This is a genomic window from Mycobacterium sp. SMC-13 (assembly GCF_045311035.1).
Lineage (GTDB): Bacteria > Actinomycetota > Actinomycetes > Mycobacteriales > Mycobacteriaceae > Mycobacterium.
The window spans coordinates 88,670-104,554 of record NZ_JBJIAI010000008.1 but is presented as its reverse complement, the minus strand read 5'-3'; the positions used below and the strand labels follow the sequence as shown (position 1 = coordinate 104,554).

Annotated in this window: 15 protein-coding genes; 7 read left to right on the top strand and 8 right to left on the bottom strand. The window is 67.9% G+C overall.

Annotated elements, in window-relative coordinates; genetic code table 11:
* Positions 1–42 precede the first annotated feature (42 nt).
* Positions 43–912 (top strand): type VII secretion target, encoded by an 870-nt coding sequence (locus tag ACJH6I_RS13965; RefSeq protein WP_406784228.1) that lies wholly within the window; start codon positions 43–45, stop codon positions 910–912.
* 121 nt (positions 913–1,033) lie between these two features.
* On the opposite strand, the gene abc-f is transcribed toward ACJH6I_RS13965, so the two are convergent.
* The 6 genes from abc-f to ACJH6I_RS13935 all read right to left on the bottom strand — a co-directional run bounded on the left by abc-f (position 1,034) and on the right by ACJH6I_RS13935 (position 7,482).
* Complete coding sequence (gene abc-f / locus ACJH6I_RS13960) at positions 1,034–2,638, bottom strand: ribosomal protection-like ABC-F family protein (protein ID WP_406784227.1); 1,605 nt, start codon at positions 2,636–2,638, stop codon at positions 1,034–1,036.
* 142 nt (positions 2,639–2,780) lie between these two features.
* Positions 2,781–3,143, bottom strand: coding sequence for an RNA-binding S4 domain-containing protein (locus tag ACJH6I_RS13955; protein ID WP_073697652.1), 363 nt, complete (start codon positions 3,141–3,143; stop codon positions 2,781–2,783).
* A complete protein-coding gene (gene dapE, locus ACJH6I_RS13950; protein ID WP_406784226.1) occupies positions 3,140–4,204 on the bottom strand; it encodes a succinyl-diaminopimelate desuccinylase in 1,065 nt (354 codons plus the stop codon). The genes ACJH6I_RS13955 and dapE overlap by 4 nt, the downstream gene beginning before the upstream one ends.
* A gap of 118 nt (positions 4,205–4,322) precedes the next feature.
* Positions 4,323–5,603 (bottom strand): GAF domain-containing protein, encoded by a 1,281-nt coding sequence (locus tag ACJH6I_RS13945; protein WP_406784225.1) that lies wholly within the window; start codon positions 5,601–5,603, stop codon positions 4,323–4,325.
* 23 nt (positions 5,604–5,626) lie between these two features.
* Entirely contained in the window at positions 5,627–6,421 is a 795-nt protein-coding gene (locus ACJH6I_RS13940; protein WP_318986207.1) for an acetoin reductase, read from the bottom strand.
* 14 nt (positions 6,422–6,435) lie between these two features.
* Positions 6,436–7,482 (bottom strand): 2,3-butanediol dehydrogenase, encoded by a 1,047-nt coding sequence (locus ACJH6I_RS13935; protein ID WP_318986208.1) that lies wholly within the window; start codon positions 7,480–7,482, stop codon positions 6,436–6,438.
* Positions 7,483–7,596: 114 nt separating this feature from the next.
* On the opposite strand from ACJH6I_RS13935, the gene ACJH6I_RS13930 reads away from it, so the two are divergent.
* Complete coding sequence (locus tag ACJH6I_RS13930; protein ID WP_318986209.1) at positions 7,597–9,411, top strand: NAD(P)/FAD-dependent oxidoreductase; 1,815 nt, start codon at positions 7,597–7,599, stop codon at positions 9,409–9,411.
* Between the two features lie 82 nt (positions 9,412–9,493).
* Positions 9,494–10,426 (top strand): 2,3,4,5-tetrahydropyridine-2,6-dicarboxylate N-succinyltransferase, encoded by a 933-nt coding sequence (gene dapD, locus ACJH6I_RS13925; protein ID WP_318986210.1) that lies wholly within the window; start codon positions 9,494–9,496, stop codon positions 10,424–10,426.
* 72 nt (positions 10,427–10,498) lie between these two features.
* Here the strand turns inward: dapD and ACJH6I_RS13920 are convergent, their stop codons facing one another.
* Positions 10,499–10,912, bottom strand: a complete 414-nt coding sequence (locus ACJH6I_RS13920) for a PPOX class F420-dependent oxidoreductase (protein WP_318986211.1) — start codon at positions 10,910–10,912, stop codon at positions 10,499–10,501.
* 143 nt (positions 10,913–11,055) lie between these two features.
* Between ACJH6I_RS13920 and ACJH6I_RS13915 the strand changes: the two genes are divergently transcribed.
* Positions 11,056–12,381: a hypothetical protein gene (locus tag ACJH6I_RS13915; RefSeq protein WP_318986212.1), complete on the top strand. Its 1,326-nt coding sequence runs from the start codon at positions 11,056–11,058 to the stop codon at positions 12,379–12,381.
* On the opposite strand, the gene ACJH6I_RS13910 is transcribed toward ACJH6I_RS13915, so the two are convergent.
* Positions 12,378–13,775: an acyl-CoA synthetase gene (locus tag ACJH6I_RS13910; RefSeq protein WP_406784224.1), complete on the bottom strand. Its 1,398-nt coding sequence runs from the start codon at positions 13,773–13,775 to the stop codon at positions 12,378–12,380. The genes ACJH6I_RS13915 and ACJH6I_RS13910 overlap by 4 nt on opposite strands.
* Before the next feature lie 141 nt (positions 13,776–13,916).
* On the opposite strand from ACJH6I_RS13910, the gene ACJH6I_RS13905 reads away from it, so the two are divergent.
* From ACJH6I_RS13905 to ACJH6I_RS13895, 3 genes are all read left to right on the top strand, one after another.
* Complete coding sequence (locus ACJH6I_RS13905; protein WP_406784223.1) at positions 13,917–14,900, top strand: NAD-dependent epimerase/dehydratase family protein; 984 nt, start codon at positions 13,917–13,919, stop codon at positions 14,898–14,900.
* A 68-nt stretch (positions 14,901–14,968) separates the two neighbouring features.
* Positions 14,969–15,466 carry an NUDIX hydrolase gene (locus ACJH6I_RS13900; protein ID WP_318986276.1) on the top strand — a complete coding sequence of 166 codons (498 nt, stop codon included), beginning with the start codon at positions 14,969–14,971 and terminating at the stop codon, positions 15,464–15,466.
* A 114-nt stretch (positions 15,467–15,580) separates the two neighbouring features.
* Positions 15,581–15,817: a hypothetical protein gene (locus ACJH6I_RS13895; protein ID WP_318986215.1), complete on the top strand. Its 237-nt coding sequence runs from the start codon at positions 15,581–15,583 to the stop codon at positions 15,815–15,817.
* The last annotated feature ends 68 nt before the right edge of the window (positions 15,818–15,885 follow it).

The following is a 15,885-nucleotide window of genomic DNA, read 5'->3' as shown; positions in this document are numbered from 1 at the left end:
CGCAGGGCACGTCGCCGACACCGCCATAGGATTGACCGCAACATGTCTTCGAGGGGGCAGATCATGGGCGATCCGCTGTACGTCAATACCGAGGGTGTGCTGGGCATGGCCCGGGTGCACGACGCGGTCGCGGCCGGGCTCGGCCAGCTCCAGAACGGCGCGGGTCTCGGTCAGTCGGTCGGCCCGGCCGGTCCGGCGACGACGCACGGGCTGATCGCCCACGGCATGAATTCGGCGCTCGGCGGGGTGATGGCGCGGCGCGACAGCATCCTGCAGTCGACGGGTGCGGCCGGCCAGCAGCTGTCCGAGCAGTTGCACCGCGCCGCAGAGGCATACCGGGCCGGTGACGAGCAGGGCGCGCGTGGGCTGTCTTCGGCCGCCGAGGGCATTCCCGGAGGCGGCGCCGGAAGCGGTGTCAGTGCCGGCACGCCGGGTGGGCTCGGCGCGGCCGTCCCCGGCAGCCCCGCCGCCGGCGGTGGCGACGTGGCGCAGACGCTCGGGCAGGTGGGCCAGCAGGCCGGCCAGATCGCCCAAGGCGTGGCGCAGACGTTGGGCCAGATTCCGGGACAGATCGCACAAGGCCTCACCGGGGTGCTGGGCGGGATCGCCAGCGGCCTGGGTGGCATCGAAGGTGTCGGTGCCGGGCATGCGGCCGGGACTGGACTCGGCGGGCTGAGTGACGTCGATTCCGTCGGCGAACACGACAAGTCGGATGCCGACGATCGGGAGCGGGAGCGCCGGGACCCGGAGCGCCACGAAAAAGGCGAGGACGACAAGCGGATCCTGTCGGTCGAGCACCGTGGTCCGGCGAGCGGCACCGGCGACGGGAGCGGAGATTCGGAGGCCGGTCCGTCGGGCGTCGCCGCTCCCCCGCCGCGGCGTCCGGCCCAGACCCGGCCGCAGGACATCTAGCGCGATTCGCCACAGCTGGTGCCACAACCGCACCTCTCTGTATGGCATGTTCGATCTGGAGCCGTCCGAAACAGGGGTAGAGACCGAGGGGCAATCGCGGGCTACCGGTAAAACGAGCAATTCACCCCGCGTCGCGCTCCGGCAACGTCATCCGCCGCTCGATGCCGATCGCATCGAGGAAGCGCTCGTCGTGACTGACCACGATGAAGGCGCCGCGGTAGGCGTTGAGCGCCGACTCCAGCTGCGCGACGCTGACCAGGTCCAGGTTGTTGGTCGGTTCGTCGAGCAGCAGCAGGTGCGGCGCCGGTTCGGCGTACAGCACGCACGCCAGTGTGGCGCGCAGCCGCTCGCCGCCGGACAGCACCGACACCGGTAGGTCGATCCTGTTGTCCTGGAACAGGAACTGCGCCAGCAGATGCCGCCTGCGGGTGATGCTGAGGGTCGGCGCCCAGGCCATCAGGTTCTCCAGGACACTGCGCTCCTCATCGAGCAGGTCGAGGCGCTGCGACAGGTAGGCGATGCGGCCGTCGCCTCGGATCAGGGTTCCGGCGTCGGGTTCGAGGTCGCCGTTGATCATCTTGAGCAGCGTCGACTTGCCCGCACCGTTCCGGCCGGTCAGGGCGATCCGCTCGGGTCCACGGATGTCGAGGTCGATTCCGTTGCCGGCGAACAACGTCCGGCCGCCGCGCTGGATGTTCAGGCCGGCCGCGCTCAGCACCGTCCGGCCTGCGGGCACTTCCGTGTCCGGCAGGTCGAGGGCGATGACGTCGTCGTCGCGCACCGCACGCTCGGCGGCGTCGAGGCGCGCCCGGGCATCGTCGACGCGCTGGGAGTGGACCTCGTCGGCGCGGCCTGCCGACTCCTGGGCATTGCGCTTGAGCTTTCCGGCAATGATTTTCGGCAGCCCGGCGTCCTTGACGTTGCGGGCAGCAGTGCCGGCCCGGCGGGCGGCGCGCTCGCGGGCCTGCTGCATCTGCCGCTTCTGCAGCTTCAGTTGCGACTCGGCGTTACGCATCTCATCGACAGCCGCTCGCTGCAATTCAGCGATCGCATCCTGGTACGCCGTGAAGTTGCCGCCGTAGAACTGGACGTCACCGTCACGTAGTTCGGCGATGCGGTCCATGCGGTCCAGTAGTGCGCGGTCGTGACTGATCAGCAGTAGAACGCCTGGGTAGCGGTCCAGCTCGTCGTAGAGCCGTTGCCGTGCAGCAGAATCCAGGTTGTTGGTCGGTTCGTCGAGCAGCAGGACATCGGGACGCCGCAGCAGTTGCGCGGCCAGGCCGAGGGTGACGACCTCACCGCCCGACAGCGTGCCGAGCACCCGATCGAGCGGGACGTCGAGACCGAGCCGGGCCAGCTGCGCCGTGCTGCGTTCCTCGATGTCCCAGTCGTCACCGATGGTGGCGAACACGGCCTCGGAGGCGTCACCCTCGGCGAGTGCCGCCAAAGCCGCCAAAACGGGTGCCACGCCGAGCATTTCGGCGACGGTCAGATCGGTGGCGAACGGCAGTGTCTGCGGCAGGTAGCCGAGCGTGCCGTCGACGGTCACATTGCCGCCAGTCGGCTGCAGTTCTCCGGCAATGAGTTTGAGCAGCGTGCTCTTCCCGGCGCCGTTGGGAGCGACCAGTCCGGTGTGACCGGCACCGACCGTGAACGACAGATCCGAGAACACTTCGGTGCCATCGGGCCAGGAAAACGACAAATGGGAACAGGAGATAGAAGACATGCAAGAGCTCTCGTGAGAGTGACAGGGCGAGGGCGTACTCCGGTTATCCGGAGATGTCTTCTCCCAGCATGTTTCGGCCCACCTCGGTTGGCAGCAGTTGCAAAGCCCACAGTACTCACGGGCGCAACTGATTTATTGCCGCTCAGTACCCGCGCAACTGATCCAGCTGTCGCCGTTCACGTTTGGTGGGCCGGCCGGCTCCGCGATCCCGGACGGGCACTGCCGGCATCGTCTCTTTGGCCGGTGGCGGCGGGCTGCGGTCGATCAGGCATTCCGGCACGACGGCCGCGCCGACCCGCTTGGCGATCGGGCGGATGACCTCGACGATGCGCTCGCGGCCATCGAGCCGGACCCGGACCTCGTCGCCCGGGCTGACCAGCTGCGCCGGTTTGACGGTGACGCCATTGACGCGGACGTGGCCGGCCCGGCAGGCGGCGGCCGCCAAAGACCGGGTCTTGGTGATCCGGACGGCGAAAATCCAGCTGTCGACGCGGACGCTACTCAACTTGTCAGATACCGCCGCAGCATCTCGGTGACGGCGGTGATGTCCGCCGTCGTCACGCGCTCGTCGACCTTGTGCGCCAGGTTCGGGTCGCCCGGTCCGTAGTTGACGGCCGGAATGCCCAGGGCGGCAAAGCGTGCCACGTCGGTCCAGCCGTACTTGGCTCGCACCTGGTCCCCGGCCGCGGCCACCAGCGCGGCGGCGGCCGGCTGCGTCAGACCGGGCAGCGCGCCGGCAGCCGAGTCGGTGAGCTCGATGCGGACGTCGAGACCGGCGAACACCTCGTGGACGTGCGCGAGGGCCTGCTCAACGCTGCGGTCCGGCGCGAACCGGAAGTTGACGGTGACCGACGCGGCGTCGGGGATGACGTTGCCGGCGATGCCGCCGTCGATCCGGACCGCGGACAGTCCCTCGCGGTAGACGCAGCCGTCGATGTCGACCGAGCGCGCCTGGTAGGCGGTGAGCCGGTCGAGGACGGCACCGAGCTTGTGAATCGCGTTGTCGCCCAGCCACGATCGCGCCGAATGCGCGCGGGTACCGGTGGCGTGGATGATGACGCGCAGGGTGCCCTGGCACCCGGCTTCGATGAGACCACCCGACGGCTCGCCGAGGATCGCGACGTCGGCTTTGAGCCAGTCGGGCAGTTCACGCTCGATGCGGCCGAGACCGTTGGCGCTGGATTCGATCTCCTCGCAGTCGTACATGACGAGGGTGATGTCGTGCGTCGGCTCGGCGATGGTGGCCGCCAGGTGCAGGAACACCGCGTCGCCGGCCTTCATGTCGGAGGTACCGCAGCCCCAGAGCTCGCCGCCGACGAGCCGACTGGGGAGGTTGTCGGCCGCCGGGACGGTGTCGGTGTGCCCGGCCAGCAGCACGCGCGACGGCCGGCCCAGATTGGTCCGGGCCAGCACCGCGTCGCCGTTGCGGATCACCTCGAAGTGCGGAGCCTGGGCCTTGATTGCGGCCTCGATCTCGTCGGCGATGAGCTGCTCGTGCCGCGATTCGCTGGGGATGTCGACCAGGGCGGCGGTCAGAGCGATCGGGTCGGCGGTGAGATCGAGCATTCAGCCAGATTAGCTGGTCACCTTTCACCCGCGAGCAGACGCAAAACTGTCGTTTTCACGGCCGAAAACGACAGTTTTACGTCTGCTCGCGAGGGGAGAGTGCCCCAGCTCACGAGGTTCAGGCGACGGCGCGCAGGGCCCGGATGGCAGGCGCCGTCGAGGCGCCGAGCAGCGTCGAGCGGTCGGCCGGGTAGCGCACGTCGATGACGGCATCGTCGCCGAACCGGTAGGGCTTGCCGAGAATCAAGCCCGCCAACTGCTTTCGCATCCGGGACAGCTCGGCCCGCACCGTGACCACCCGGCTCCGGTCGCCGTAGAGGTCGTCGGCGAGCTCCGACGCCGAGCGCCCGTTCCGGTGGATCGCGAGCACCAGCAGGATTTCGGCGTGCCGCAGCGAGATGTCATGGCGCCAGCCACCGAACTGCCCGGCCATCTCGAGGACCGGGGCGGCGCGCAGGTCCAGGACGACGCGGGTGGCGGTCGCGTCATCGTCGGCCGCGGCGGTCGACGGCCGGACCAGCCACCCGCCGGGCAGCATCTCGACGTCGCATCGTCCGAGGGTCGGGATCCACGCCCGCCCCGGGGCCAGTTCGTCGGGCAGCAGAATCCGATTGTGCAGTGGCATCTGGTCGACGGCGGCCACCCAGCCGTCGGCGTCGACCGCCAGCGCCGGACTGCCGATGCGGGCCAGGATGGGCGCGGCGACCATCCGCAGCCGGTTCAGCGTGCCCTCGTGCTGCTCGCGCAGGTGCGCTTCGGCCAGCCGGGCGACCGCGTCGACGAGCGCGACGGTGGTGGGATGCACCGTCGCGGCCGGGCCGGAGACGTCGACGACGCCGATGACCTGGCCGGTGCGCGGGTCACGGACCGGAGCGCCCGCGCAGGTCCAGGCGTGGTGGCTGCGCAGGAAATGCTCGGCGGAGAACACCTGCACGGCCCGGTTGGACGCCAGCGCGGTCCCGATGGCGTTGGTGCCGACGGCGCCCTCACCCCAGTTGGCGCCTTCGACGAACCCGAGCCGGTCGGCCTTGCCCAGCACGGCCGCGGACCCGGACCGCCACAGCACACGACCCCGCGCATCCGCCAGCACGAGGATGTTGTCCCCTTCGGCGACAATGGATTCCAGCCCGCGTGACACGTCGTCGAGCACGGCGAGCAGCCCCGACGACTTGCGCAGCGCATCCAGACCGGACGATTCGATGACCGGCGGGATGTGGGTGTCGGGGTTGACGCCGCGGGCCAGCATCCGCTGCCACGACTCGCCGATGACGTCGCGGGGCCGAGCCGGCGCGCGGCCGCCGGACATGGTCGCGTCGTAGACAGCCGACATCAACCGCGCGTAACTGCGCGGGTCCTCGCCAACAGCTACCGCTGGTTCAGGCACGGCCGGGCTCTGCATCAACGCCGATTGTGCTCCGCATGTCAGCGATAAACCAGGCCGCCGTCGATGAGACCGGCCTGCCCGGTCATGTAGTCGGCGTCGGGCCCGGCCAGGTACGACACGAACCCGGCGACGTCATCCGGGGTTTCCGCACGGCCCAGCGCGATGCCGCCGACGAACTTCGCGTACGTCTCGCCGACCGGGGCGCCGGTGAGTTCGGCGAACCGCTTGTCGATCTCCACCCACATGTCGGTCCCCACCACGCCGGGGCAGTAGGCGTTGACGGTGATGCCGTCGGCGGCGTGCTCCTTCGCGGCGGCCTGGGTCAGGGCGCGCACGGCGAATTTGGTGGCGCTGTACGGCCCCAGCATGGCGAAGCCGTCATGCCCGGCGATCGATGAGGCGTTGATGATCTTGCTGACCTTGCCGTGCGCCTGGTTGCCGAGTTCCTTGAATTTCGCGACCGCGGCCTGGATGCCCCACAGCACGCCGTCGACGTTGATCGACCACAACCGCTGCAGGTCATCGGGCGTGACGTCGGCGAGCGGGCCGACCAGTGCGACACCGGCATTGTTGACCATGATGTCGAGCCCGCCGAGTTCGGTTGCCACATAGTCGACGGCGGCGAACACCTGGTCCCGAGCACTGACATCGGCGACGAAAGTGGTGAATTTGGAACCGATTTCGGATATCTCGGCGGCCACCTCCGCCAAGGGATCGGCTTCGACGTCGACGAGCGCGACGTCGGCGCCGTCACGCGCCAGCCGTAGGGCGATACCGCGACCGATGCCACGCCCGGCCCCGGTGACCAGGGCTACCTGTCCTGCCAATGTCATTGCTGTTTCTCCGCTCATCGCGTCGGGTCGACCAGAACTTTCATCTTGTTCCCCGCATGCAGGGCCTCGAATCCTTCGGAAACCACGTCACCGATCGGGATCTGGGCCACCCATCCGGTGGTGTCATAGGCGCCCTGCGCCATCAACGCGATGACGGCCTCGAAGTCGGCGCCCGTGTAGCACAGCGAGCCCTGGATGCGGGACTCGTTCATCACCAGGTTCAAAAGCGGTGTCTGCAGCGGCTTTTCGTAGATCGCGACGCTAACCATCGGCTTGCGGGATCCGACGCAGGCCAGTGCGGTCTCCACAGCGGGCGTGACACCGGCGGCGTCGTACACCGCGTCGGCGCCGGCGCCGTAGGTGTGGTCGGCGATGAAGCCGGGCACATCGATGACCGTCGGGTCGAGCGTGACGGCGCCGAGCGCTTCGATGGCCGCGCGCCGTGTCGGCGACGGCTCGACGACGAACACTTCCTGAAGTCCCTTGCCGCGCAAGGCGAACCACAATCCGATGCCGATGGGACCGGCGCCGAACACCATAGCGGTGTCACCGGGTTTGACGTCGCCGAGGGTTGCCGCGTGGTAGGCCACCGACATCGGTTCGACGAGCGCGCCGAGTTCCAGCGAGACGTTGTCGGGCAGCCGGTGCAGCATGTTCGTCGGCACCACGGTGTACTCGGCCATGCCGCCGTCGGACATCAGGCCATGGAAACCGATCTGCTGACAGACGTTGTAGTTGCCTGCCGCGCAGGGGCCGCAGTGGCCGCATTTGTAGATCGGCTCGACGGCCACCCGGTCGCCCTCGCGCCACTCGGTGACACCGGCGCCGACGGCCGTGATGGTGCCGGAGAACTCGTGGCCCAGCGTGAGCGGCAGCTCTTGATGCGTCAGGGGGTGCGGCTGTGTGGGGACGAAGATGGGGCCGGCGTAGTACTCGTGCAGGTCGGTGCCGCAGATGCCGTTGAAGCCGACCTGCAGTTGCACCTGGCCCGGCCCGGGAGTCGGGATGGCGACGTCCTCGACAGCGAGTTTGTTGGGTCCGTAGTAGACAGCAGCTCTCATGCGACCAGTTGTATGTGACCGCGGCCACACACCGACAGAGTTGCAGGAGGTTGCAACGCTGCAACGTGCTGCAACTCTTGTCGGGAGTTGCGCCCTGGCTGTGTTCTGAGTCACATGACCGCAACACTGGAACCCACCACCGCCATGTCGCCGCAGCAGCGCGTCGAGAACTGGCTCGCCAACTTCGAGGCGGCACTGGCCGCACAGGACATCGACGGCGTCGTCGGGATGTTCGCCGTCGACAGCTTCTGGCGTGACCTCGTCGCCTTCACCTGGAACATCAAGACCGTGGAAGGCCGCGACCAGATCGCCGGCATGCTGCGCGCGCGGCTGGCCGACACCACCCCGTCCGGGTTCCGGACCCGTGAACCCGCCACCGCCGACGGCGACGTGACGTCGGCGTTCATCGAGTTCGAGACGGCCACCGGGCGCGGCTCGGGCCACCTGCGGCTGCGCGGCGACGAAGGTTGGACGCTGCTGACCACGCTGCAGGAACTCAAGGGCCATGAGGAGCGCAAGGGTGCGACGCGGGTACTCGGCGCGGTGCACGGGTCCGACCCCGACCCGCGCTCGTGGGCCGAGAAGCGCGCCGAGGAAGAGGCGACGCTGGGACGCGAGAAGCAGCCCTATGTGCTGGTGATCGGCGGTGGTCAGGGCGGTATCGCGTTGGGTGCGCGGCTGCGGCAACTCGGAGTGCCGTCGATCGTCGTCGACAAGCACGAGCGGCCCGGCGACCAGTGGCGCAAGCGGTACAAGTCGCTGTGCCTGCACGACCCCGTCTGGTACGACCACCTGCCCTACCTGCCGTTCCCGGCCAACTGGCCGGTCTTCGCGCCCAAGGACAAGGTCGGCGACTGGCTGGAGTTCTACACCAAGGTCATGGAGGTGCCGTACTGGTCGCGCACCGAATGCCTCTCGGCCACTTACGATTCCGAGGCCGGCCGGTGGAGCGTCGAGGTGAACCGCGACGGCGAGCGCATGACGCTGCACCCGACCCAGCTGGTGCTGGCGACCGGTATGTCCGGAAAGCCAAGCATCCCAACACTTCCGGGTCAGGACATCTTTGCCGGGGAACAGCACCACTCGAGTCAGCACCCGGGCCCGGACCGGTACGTCGGCAAGAAGGTCGTCGTGGTGGGGTCGAACAACTCCGCGCACGACATCTGTAAAGCGCTGTACGAGAACGGCGTCGACGTGACGATGCTGCAGCGCTCGTCGACGCACGTCGTGAAGTCCGACTCGCTGATGGAGCTCGGCCTCGGCGACCTGTACTCGGAGCGTGCAGTGGCCGCCGGCATGACGACCGAGAAGGCCGACCTGACGTTCGCGTCGCTGCCGTACGCGATCATGGCCGATTTCCAGCGACCGATCTACGACGCGATCCGGGTGCGGGACAAGGACTTCTACGACCGGTTGGAGGCGGCCGGCTTCGAGCTGGACTTCGGCGACGACGACTCCGGCCTGTTCATGAAGTACCTGCGCCGCGGCTCGGGCTACTACATCGACGTCGGTGCGTGCGAGCTGGTGGCCAACGGTTCCATCAAGCTGGCGCACGGCCAGGTGTCGCACCTGACCGAGAACGCGGTGGTGCTGGCCGACGGCACCGAACTGCCCGCCGACGTCGTCGTCTACGCGACTGGCTACGGCTCGATGAACGGCTGGGCCGCCGACCTCATGGGCCAGGAGATCGCCGACCGCGTCGGCAAGGTGTGGGGCCTGGGCAGCGGGACCGCCAAGGACCCCGGCCCGTGGGAGGGCGAACAGCGCAACATGTGGAAGCCGACGCAGCAGGAGAACCTGTGGTTCCACGGCGGCAACCTGCACCAGTCACGGCACTACTCGCTGTATCTGGCGCTGCAGCTCAAGGCCCGGTACGAGGGCATCCCGACGCCGGTGTACGGGCTGCAGGAGGTCCATCACCTGCAGTGAGGGTTCCCTCGCCGGACCGGGGGCACCGCCCGCTCGTGGGTGGTGCCCCCAGTTCAGCGCTGGTTCAGTAGCCTTTAGCAACGTGACTTCTTCTTCTGGTGCATCCGGCATCGGCATCGCCACCATCACCTCCGACGGAACCGTCCTCGACACCTGGTTCCCGGCACCCGAACTCAACGCCGACGCCGCGGCCGGCCCGGTCCCCGCTGAGCTGGAAGCCCTCGTCGGCACCGACGAGGACCGCGGCGTGCGCACCGAGATCGTGCGCACCACCATCGCCTCGCTCGACGACAAGCCCGCCGACACGCACGATGTCTGGCTACGCCTGCACCTGCTGTCGCACCGCCTGATCGCGCCGCACGGCGCCAACTTGGACGGCATCTTCGGCCTGCTGACGAACGTGGTGTGGACCAACTTCGGCCCCTGCGCGGTCGAGGGCTTCGAGACCGTCCGCGCCAAGCTGCGTCGTCGCGGCACGGTCACCGTGTTCGGCGTCGACAAGTTCCCGCGCATGGTCGACTACGTGCTGCCGAGCGGCGTGCGCATCGCCGACGCCGACCGCGTCCGACTGGGCGCGCACCTGGCGTCGGGCACCACCGTCATGCACGAGGGCTTCGTCAACTTCAACGCCGGCACGCTGGGCACCTCGATGGTCGAGGGTCGTATCTCGGCGGGCGTCGTCGTCGATGACGGCTCCGACGTCGGCGGCGGCGCGTCGATCATGGGCACGCTGTCGGGCGGCGGCAAGGAAGTCATCTCGGTGGGCAAGCGCTGCCTGCTGGGCGCCAACGCCGGTCTGGGCATCTCGCTGGGCGACGACTGCGTCATCGAGGCCGGCCTGTACGTCACCGGCGGCACCAAGGTGACCACCGCCGACGGCCAGACCGTCAAGGCCAAGGAACTGTCCGGCTCGAACAACCTGCTGTTCCGCCGGAACTCGGTCAGTGGCGCGGTCGAGGTCGTCAAGCGCGACGGCACCGGCATCACGCTCAACGAGGCGCTGCACGCCAACTAGCGTCTGCTCACCGAAAGTGAGCTTGTGTGCGTGGTTTCATCGAAAGCTCGCACACGAGCTCACTTTCGTCGTTCAGGCCCAGGGGCCGACGCCCGTCACCTTGTCGATGGTGATGCGGGTGAGGTATCCCGGCGGCGCGCCGGCCGGTGGGAACTGGCCGTTGAACTCGGGCGCCATCACGTTGGTCAGTCGGGTCAGCACTTCCGGCGCCCCACCCTCGACGATGCGGGCGGTACCGCTGATCGCGAGGTACGGATTCACCGATGCGGCGCCCCGGTCGGTGCCGATGATGGTGACCGCCACACGCGGGTCGCGGCGCATGTTGCGCAGCTTCTTGTAGTCGCCGAGGTGCGCGCTGACCAGTTCGTCGCCCTGCAGTTCGACCCACACCACCGAAACCTGCGGGCTGCCATCGGCATTCAGAGTCACCAGCGTTGCGTTGGCCCCGTCCCCGATCAGGGCGCGGGCTTCGTCTGTGAGTTGCATGGGATCTACAAGGCTGCGGCGGCGTGTGGCATTCCCGCCGGGAAAGAGCTTGTGCGCGTGGATCCGCCCAGCTCGTCGCCGCCGGGAAGTTGGAGGTTTTCCCCCAGGGACATCGGCGCACATTCATCGCTAGCGTCAATCCGGTGAGCACGACGACCGGCGACGCGGACACCTTGACACCTACCGAACCCGACAAGATTTCGGCGCCCGAGTGGACCGGCGCGCAGAAGCTGGCGTTCCGGCTGTTCTTCACCATCGGCGGCGGAATCCTGATCCTTTCGGTTTACGGCAATCTGGGCCTGAGCGTCTTGATGGCCCCGCTTCTGCAGGGGCTCGCAAACCTGGGCAGTTTCGTGACCCGCGGCGAGGGCGCGTACCTGAACATCGACGGCGGCGCTGATTCCCTGGCGGAGTGGTGCCTGCACCTCGGCTGGATCCTGGTGGCTCTGGTGATCACCGCGGTGTGGACCGCCCTGGACCAGCATCGGCCGAACTACCGCAGCCTTGCCGCGCTGCTGCTGGTGTTCGCGCGGTTCGGTCTGGCCGTCTCGATGCTGCTCTACGGTCTGGCCAAGCTCATTCCCACGCAGATGGCCTACATGATGCTGCCCGGCTACCAGATCCAGATGGTCGGCGACGTCAGCATGATGAACACGCTGTGGGGTTTCATGGGCGCCTCGGACCCCTACTCGGTGGCCACCGGTCTGGTCGAATTCGCCGCCGGTGCCCTATTGCTGTGGCGGCGCACGTGGCTGCTGGGCGCGCTGATCGCGATCGTGGCCATGGCCCAGGTGTTCCTGCTCAACCTCTTCTACGACGTCCCGGTGAAGCTGGTGTCCGGCCAGCTGTTGTTCATTGCCGTCGCGATCACCACGCCGTACTGGAAAAGCCTGGCTCAAACGGTATTCCAGCTTGGCGCTCCCGAACCGGTCGCGCTGTGGCCGGCGCTGGGTTCCGGCAGGCGGTGGTTGCGCCGGACCGGCATCGTGGCGAAGTTCGCCATCGCAGGCGTCGTCGTCGTGCTGGTCACGACGTTCAGCGTCGTGACCTACCAGCAGATTCGGCACCGGGAATCGGACATCGACGGAGTCTGGCGCGCAACGTCATTCACCGTGGAAGGCGAACAGGCGACGCTGAAGCAGACCTCGCCGGCGCCGTGGACGAATGTCGCGATCGCGGACCGGCCCGGCGACTACACGAGCTTCGTCACTCAGGTCCCGGCGGGTTACGTGACCGTGTACCTGTTCGAGATCCGCGGCGACCGGCTCGAGATCAAGAGGCACGAAGCGGATCCGCCCACTGTGCTGCACTTTCGCCTCGACGGTCCCGACCGGCTGACGTTGACCGGCACGGTCGACGGCAAGCACATCGAAGGCGACTACCAGCGACGGCACATGCAGCGCAGCGAATCTCACTTCCGGTTGATCCAGCCGGAGATCGAGGGTGGGCCGGCCAGTCGTCTGCCCTAGACGAGGAGCTTCTTCTGCACCTTGCCCATGGCGTTACGCGGCAGGCTGTCGACGAGGCGCACCTCGCGCGGCCGTTTGTGCACCGAAAGCTGTTGCGCCACAAAGTCGATGAGTTCCTGCGCCGATGCGGAGCCGACCACGAACGCGACGATGCGCTGGCCCAGGTCGTCGTCGGGCACGCCGACCACCGCGGCCTCCGATACACCCGGGTGCCCCAGCAGGACGGTCTCGATCTCGCCGGCACCGACCCGAAAACCACCGGACTTGATCAGGTCCACCGACTCACGGCCGACGATGCGATGCATGCCCTCGGCGTCGACGACGGCCACGTCGCCGGTGCGGTACCAGCCGTCGTCACCGAGCACCTCCGCCGTCGCCTCGGGCCGGTTGAGGTACCCGCTGAACAACGTCGGCGTGGAAACCTCCAGGCGGCCAATGGTTTCCCCGTCGTGCGGCACCGGCGACCCGTCCTCGGCGACCAGCCGGGTCTGCACGCCGTCGAGCGGCAAGCCGACCCAGCCGGGCCGGCGTTCACCGTCGACCCGGGTCGACAGGGTGATCAGCGATTCGGTGCTGCCGTAGCGCTCGACGGGTGCGTGCCCGGTGAGCCGCACCAGGTCGTCGAACACCGGTACGGGCAGCGCCGCACTGCCGGACACCAGCAGCCGGGCGCCCCGCAACGCCTCGGCGGCGGCGGCATCGGCCACGACGCGGGACCACACGGTCGGCACGCCGAAGTACAACGAGCCGCCCGCCTCCGCATACGCGGCCGGTGTGGGTTTCCCGGTGTGCACGAAGCGATTTCCGATGCGCAGCGAGCCCAGCAGGCCGAGGATCAGGCCGTGCACGTGGAACAACGGCAGGCCGTGCACCAGCGTGTCGGCCGGGGTCCAGGCCCAGGCTTTGGCCAGCGCATCGATGTCGGCCGCGATGGCGCGACGGCTGATCAGCACGCCTTTCGGCAGACCCGTGGTGCCCGAGGTGTACATGATCAGCGCCGTCGAATCCGGCGAGGGCTCGGCGTAGCGGTGCCAGGACCGGGCGTGCAACCGGACCGGAACAACCGGTAGTCCTTCAGTCTCCTCGGGCGCCTCCCCCAGCCAGGCCTGCGCGCCGGAATCGGTGATCATGTGTCGGCGTTCGGCCGCACCGACATCGGCCGGCACCGGAACCACCGGCACCCCCGCGATGAGGCAGCCGGCGATCGCCAGCACCGTCTTGGCGGTAGGCCGTGCCAGGACGGCGACCAGCGACGCCCCCGCGACCCGCTCGGCGACCGATGTCGCAGCCCCGACCAGATCGCTGCGTGACAGCACCGCGCCGTCGATCCGCACCGCGTCTTCGAGGTCGTGTCCGGCAGCGACAACGGCGGGGTTCAGAGAGGTCAGCAGCACATCGCGAGGCTACTCGCCTATCCGATTCCAGCGAAGGACCCGCGTCAAAAATGACTCGCGCTCGGCCGTCGGCGCCAATAGGTTCGAAGCCGTGAGGGCGGGACATCGTCCGTTCGGCAGGGCAACCGGGGACCAGCGACAATGAAGATTCTCGTGACCGGCAGTTCGGGTCACCTGGGTGAGGCACTGATGCTGCGCTTGCAGCAGACGAACCACGAGGTCGTCGGCCTCGATACGACGGCGTCGGTCTTCACCCGCCACCAGGCATCGGTCACCGACCCGGTGGCCGTCGCCGAAGCGATACGCGGGGTCGATGCTGTTGTGCACACCGCGACGCTGCACAAGCCGCACGTCGCGACCCACACCCGGCGGGAATTCGTCGATACGAACATCACCGGCACGCTCAACCTTCTCGAGCACGCGGTCGCGGCCGGGGTGACCCGATTCGTCTACACCAGCACGACGAGCGCATTCGGGGACGCACTGGTTCCTGCTGCGCACGAACCCGCCGCGTGGATCACCGAGGACGTCGCGGACAGGCCCAAGAACATCTACGGCGTCACCAAAGCAGCCGCCGAAGACCTGTGTGAACTGTTTGCGCGCCGGCGCGGACTCCCCTGCGTGGTGTTGCGGACCTCGCGGTTCTTTCCGGAATCCGATGACAGCAAGGACATTCGGGACAGCTACGACGATGCCAACGCAAAGGTCAACGAATTCCTCTACCGCCGTGTCGATCTCGAAGATGTCGTCGAAGCCCACCTGCGGGCCATCGAGCGCGCACCTGTTATCGGGTTCGGGCGCTACATCATCAGCGCGACGTCGCCGTTCACCGTCGCGGATCTGCCGCAGTTGCGGCTGGACGCACCGGCGGTCGTGGCACGCTGCGTGCCCGGGTACGTGGACGAATACCGGCGCCGCGGCTGGACCATGTTCCCGTCGATCGACCGGGTCTACGTCAACGACCGCGCCAGGACCGAACTGGGTTGGCACCCGCGGCACACCTTCGCCGAGCTGATCGGAGCACTCGCGCAGGGTCGCGAGTTCCGCAGTTCCCTGGCGCTGTCGGTCGGCTCGAAGGGATATCACTCGCAGGTCTTCTCCGACGGCCCATACCCGGTCGAATAGCGGCACTCCGCGATACTGGAGCTGTGATCGAACGCGTCGGCTCCCGTGAGGTCTACCGCAACGCCTGGATGTCTGTGCGCGAAGACGACATCCGTCGTCCCGACGGCACCACCGGCATCTACGGCGTGGTGGACAAGCCCACCTATGCCCTGGTGATCGCCCGCGACGGCGACCGCTACCGGATGGTGGAGCAGTTCCGCTACCCGATCGGGTTGCGGCGCTGGGAGTTTGTGCAGGGCACCGCGCCGGGCACCTTGGACGGCGACGAGCCTGCGCCCGGCGATCTGGCGGCGCAGGAACTCCGCGAGGAGACCGGGCTGCGTGCCGAGACGTGGGAGGTGTTGGGCCAGTTGGACGTCGCACCCGGGATGTGCAGCCAACGCGGCTGGGCCTACCTCGCGACCGGCATCACCGAGGGCGAACACGAACGTGAGCATGAGGAGCAGGACATGCACAGCGAGTGGTTCACCGCCGATCAGATCGAGGACATGATCCGCCGCGGCGACATCACCGATGCGCAATCGTTGGCGGCGTGGACGTTGTTGCGGTTGCACACGGGCCGATAAGCGATCCTGCCAACTCCGATAAACATCGCGCCACCTGGGATGACGCCGTTTCGGGCGCCTGTTGATCTGGGCATCGCACCCAGGCACCCAGCAGGAGGCAACGGCATGAAAACGATGAGCAGTAGTACACGGCAGGCACTGGGCCGTTACGTTCTCGCAGGCGCACTCGGAGTCGGAGTCCTGGTGTCCCCGATCGTGTGGTCGTTCGCCGAGGACACGCAGAAGGCGCTGCCGGAAACCGTTGTGGCATCGCACAACAACCACGGCATCGATCAGCTGCAGTGGCTCCAGGACATCCAGCCGCACGCGCAGGCGCCACGGGTCGACACCACGGTGCACCAGAGCCAGTAGTCGGCGTCACAGACCGACTGTGTTGCGCGAGAAGAATTTTCACACTTGATCTCAACTTAGGTTGAGGT

Coding starts and splice junctions, on each gene's coding strand:
- ACJH6I_RS13965 (WP_406784228.1), top strand. CDS start 43: ATGTCTTCGAGGGGGCAGATCATGGGCGATCCGCTGTACGTCAATACC.
- abc-f (WP_406784227.1), bottom strand. CDS start 2,638: ATGTCTTCTATCTCCTGTTCCCATTTGTCGTTTTCCTGGCCCGATGGC.
- dapE (WP_406784226.1), bottom strand. CDS start 4,204: ATGCTCGATCTCACCGCCGACCCGATCGCTCTGACCGCCGCCCTGGTC.
- ACJH6I_RS13945 (WP_406784225.1), bottom strand. CDS start 5,603: ATGCAGAGCCCGGCCGTGCCTGAACCAGCGGTAGCTGTTGGCGAGGAC.
- ACJH6I_RS13940 (WP_318986207.1), bottom strand. CDS start 6,421: ATGACATTGGCAGGACAGGTAGCCCTGGTCACCGGGGCCGGGCGTGGC.
- ACJH6I_RS13935 (WP_318986208.1), bottom strand. CDS start 7,482: ATGAGAGCTGCTGTCTACTACGGACCCAACAAACTCGCTGTCGAGGAC.
- ACJH6I_RS13930 (WP_318986209.1), top strand. CDS start 7,597: ATGACCGCAACACTGGAACCCACCACCGCCATGTCGCCGCAGCAGCGC.
- ACJH6I_RS13920 (WP_318986211.1), bottom strand. CDS start 10,912: ATGCAACTCACAGACGAAGCCCGCGCCCTGATCGGGGACGGGGCCAAC.
- ACJH6I_RS13905 (WP_406784223.1), top strand. CDS start 13,917: ATGAAGATTCTCGTGACCGGCAGTTCGGGTCACCTGGGTGAGGCACTG.
- ACJH6I_RS13900 (WP_318986276.1), top strand. CDS start 14,969: ATGTCTGTGCGCGAAGACGACATCCGTCGTCCCGACGGCACCACCGGC.
- ACJH6I_RS13895 (WP_318986215.1), top strand. CDS start 15,581: ATGAGCAGTAGTACACGGCAGGCACTGGGCCGTTACGTTCTCGCAGGC.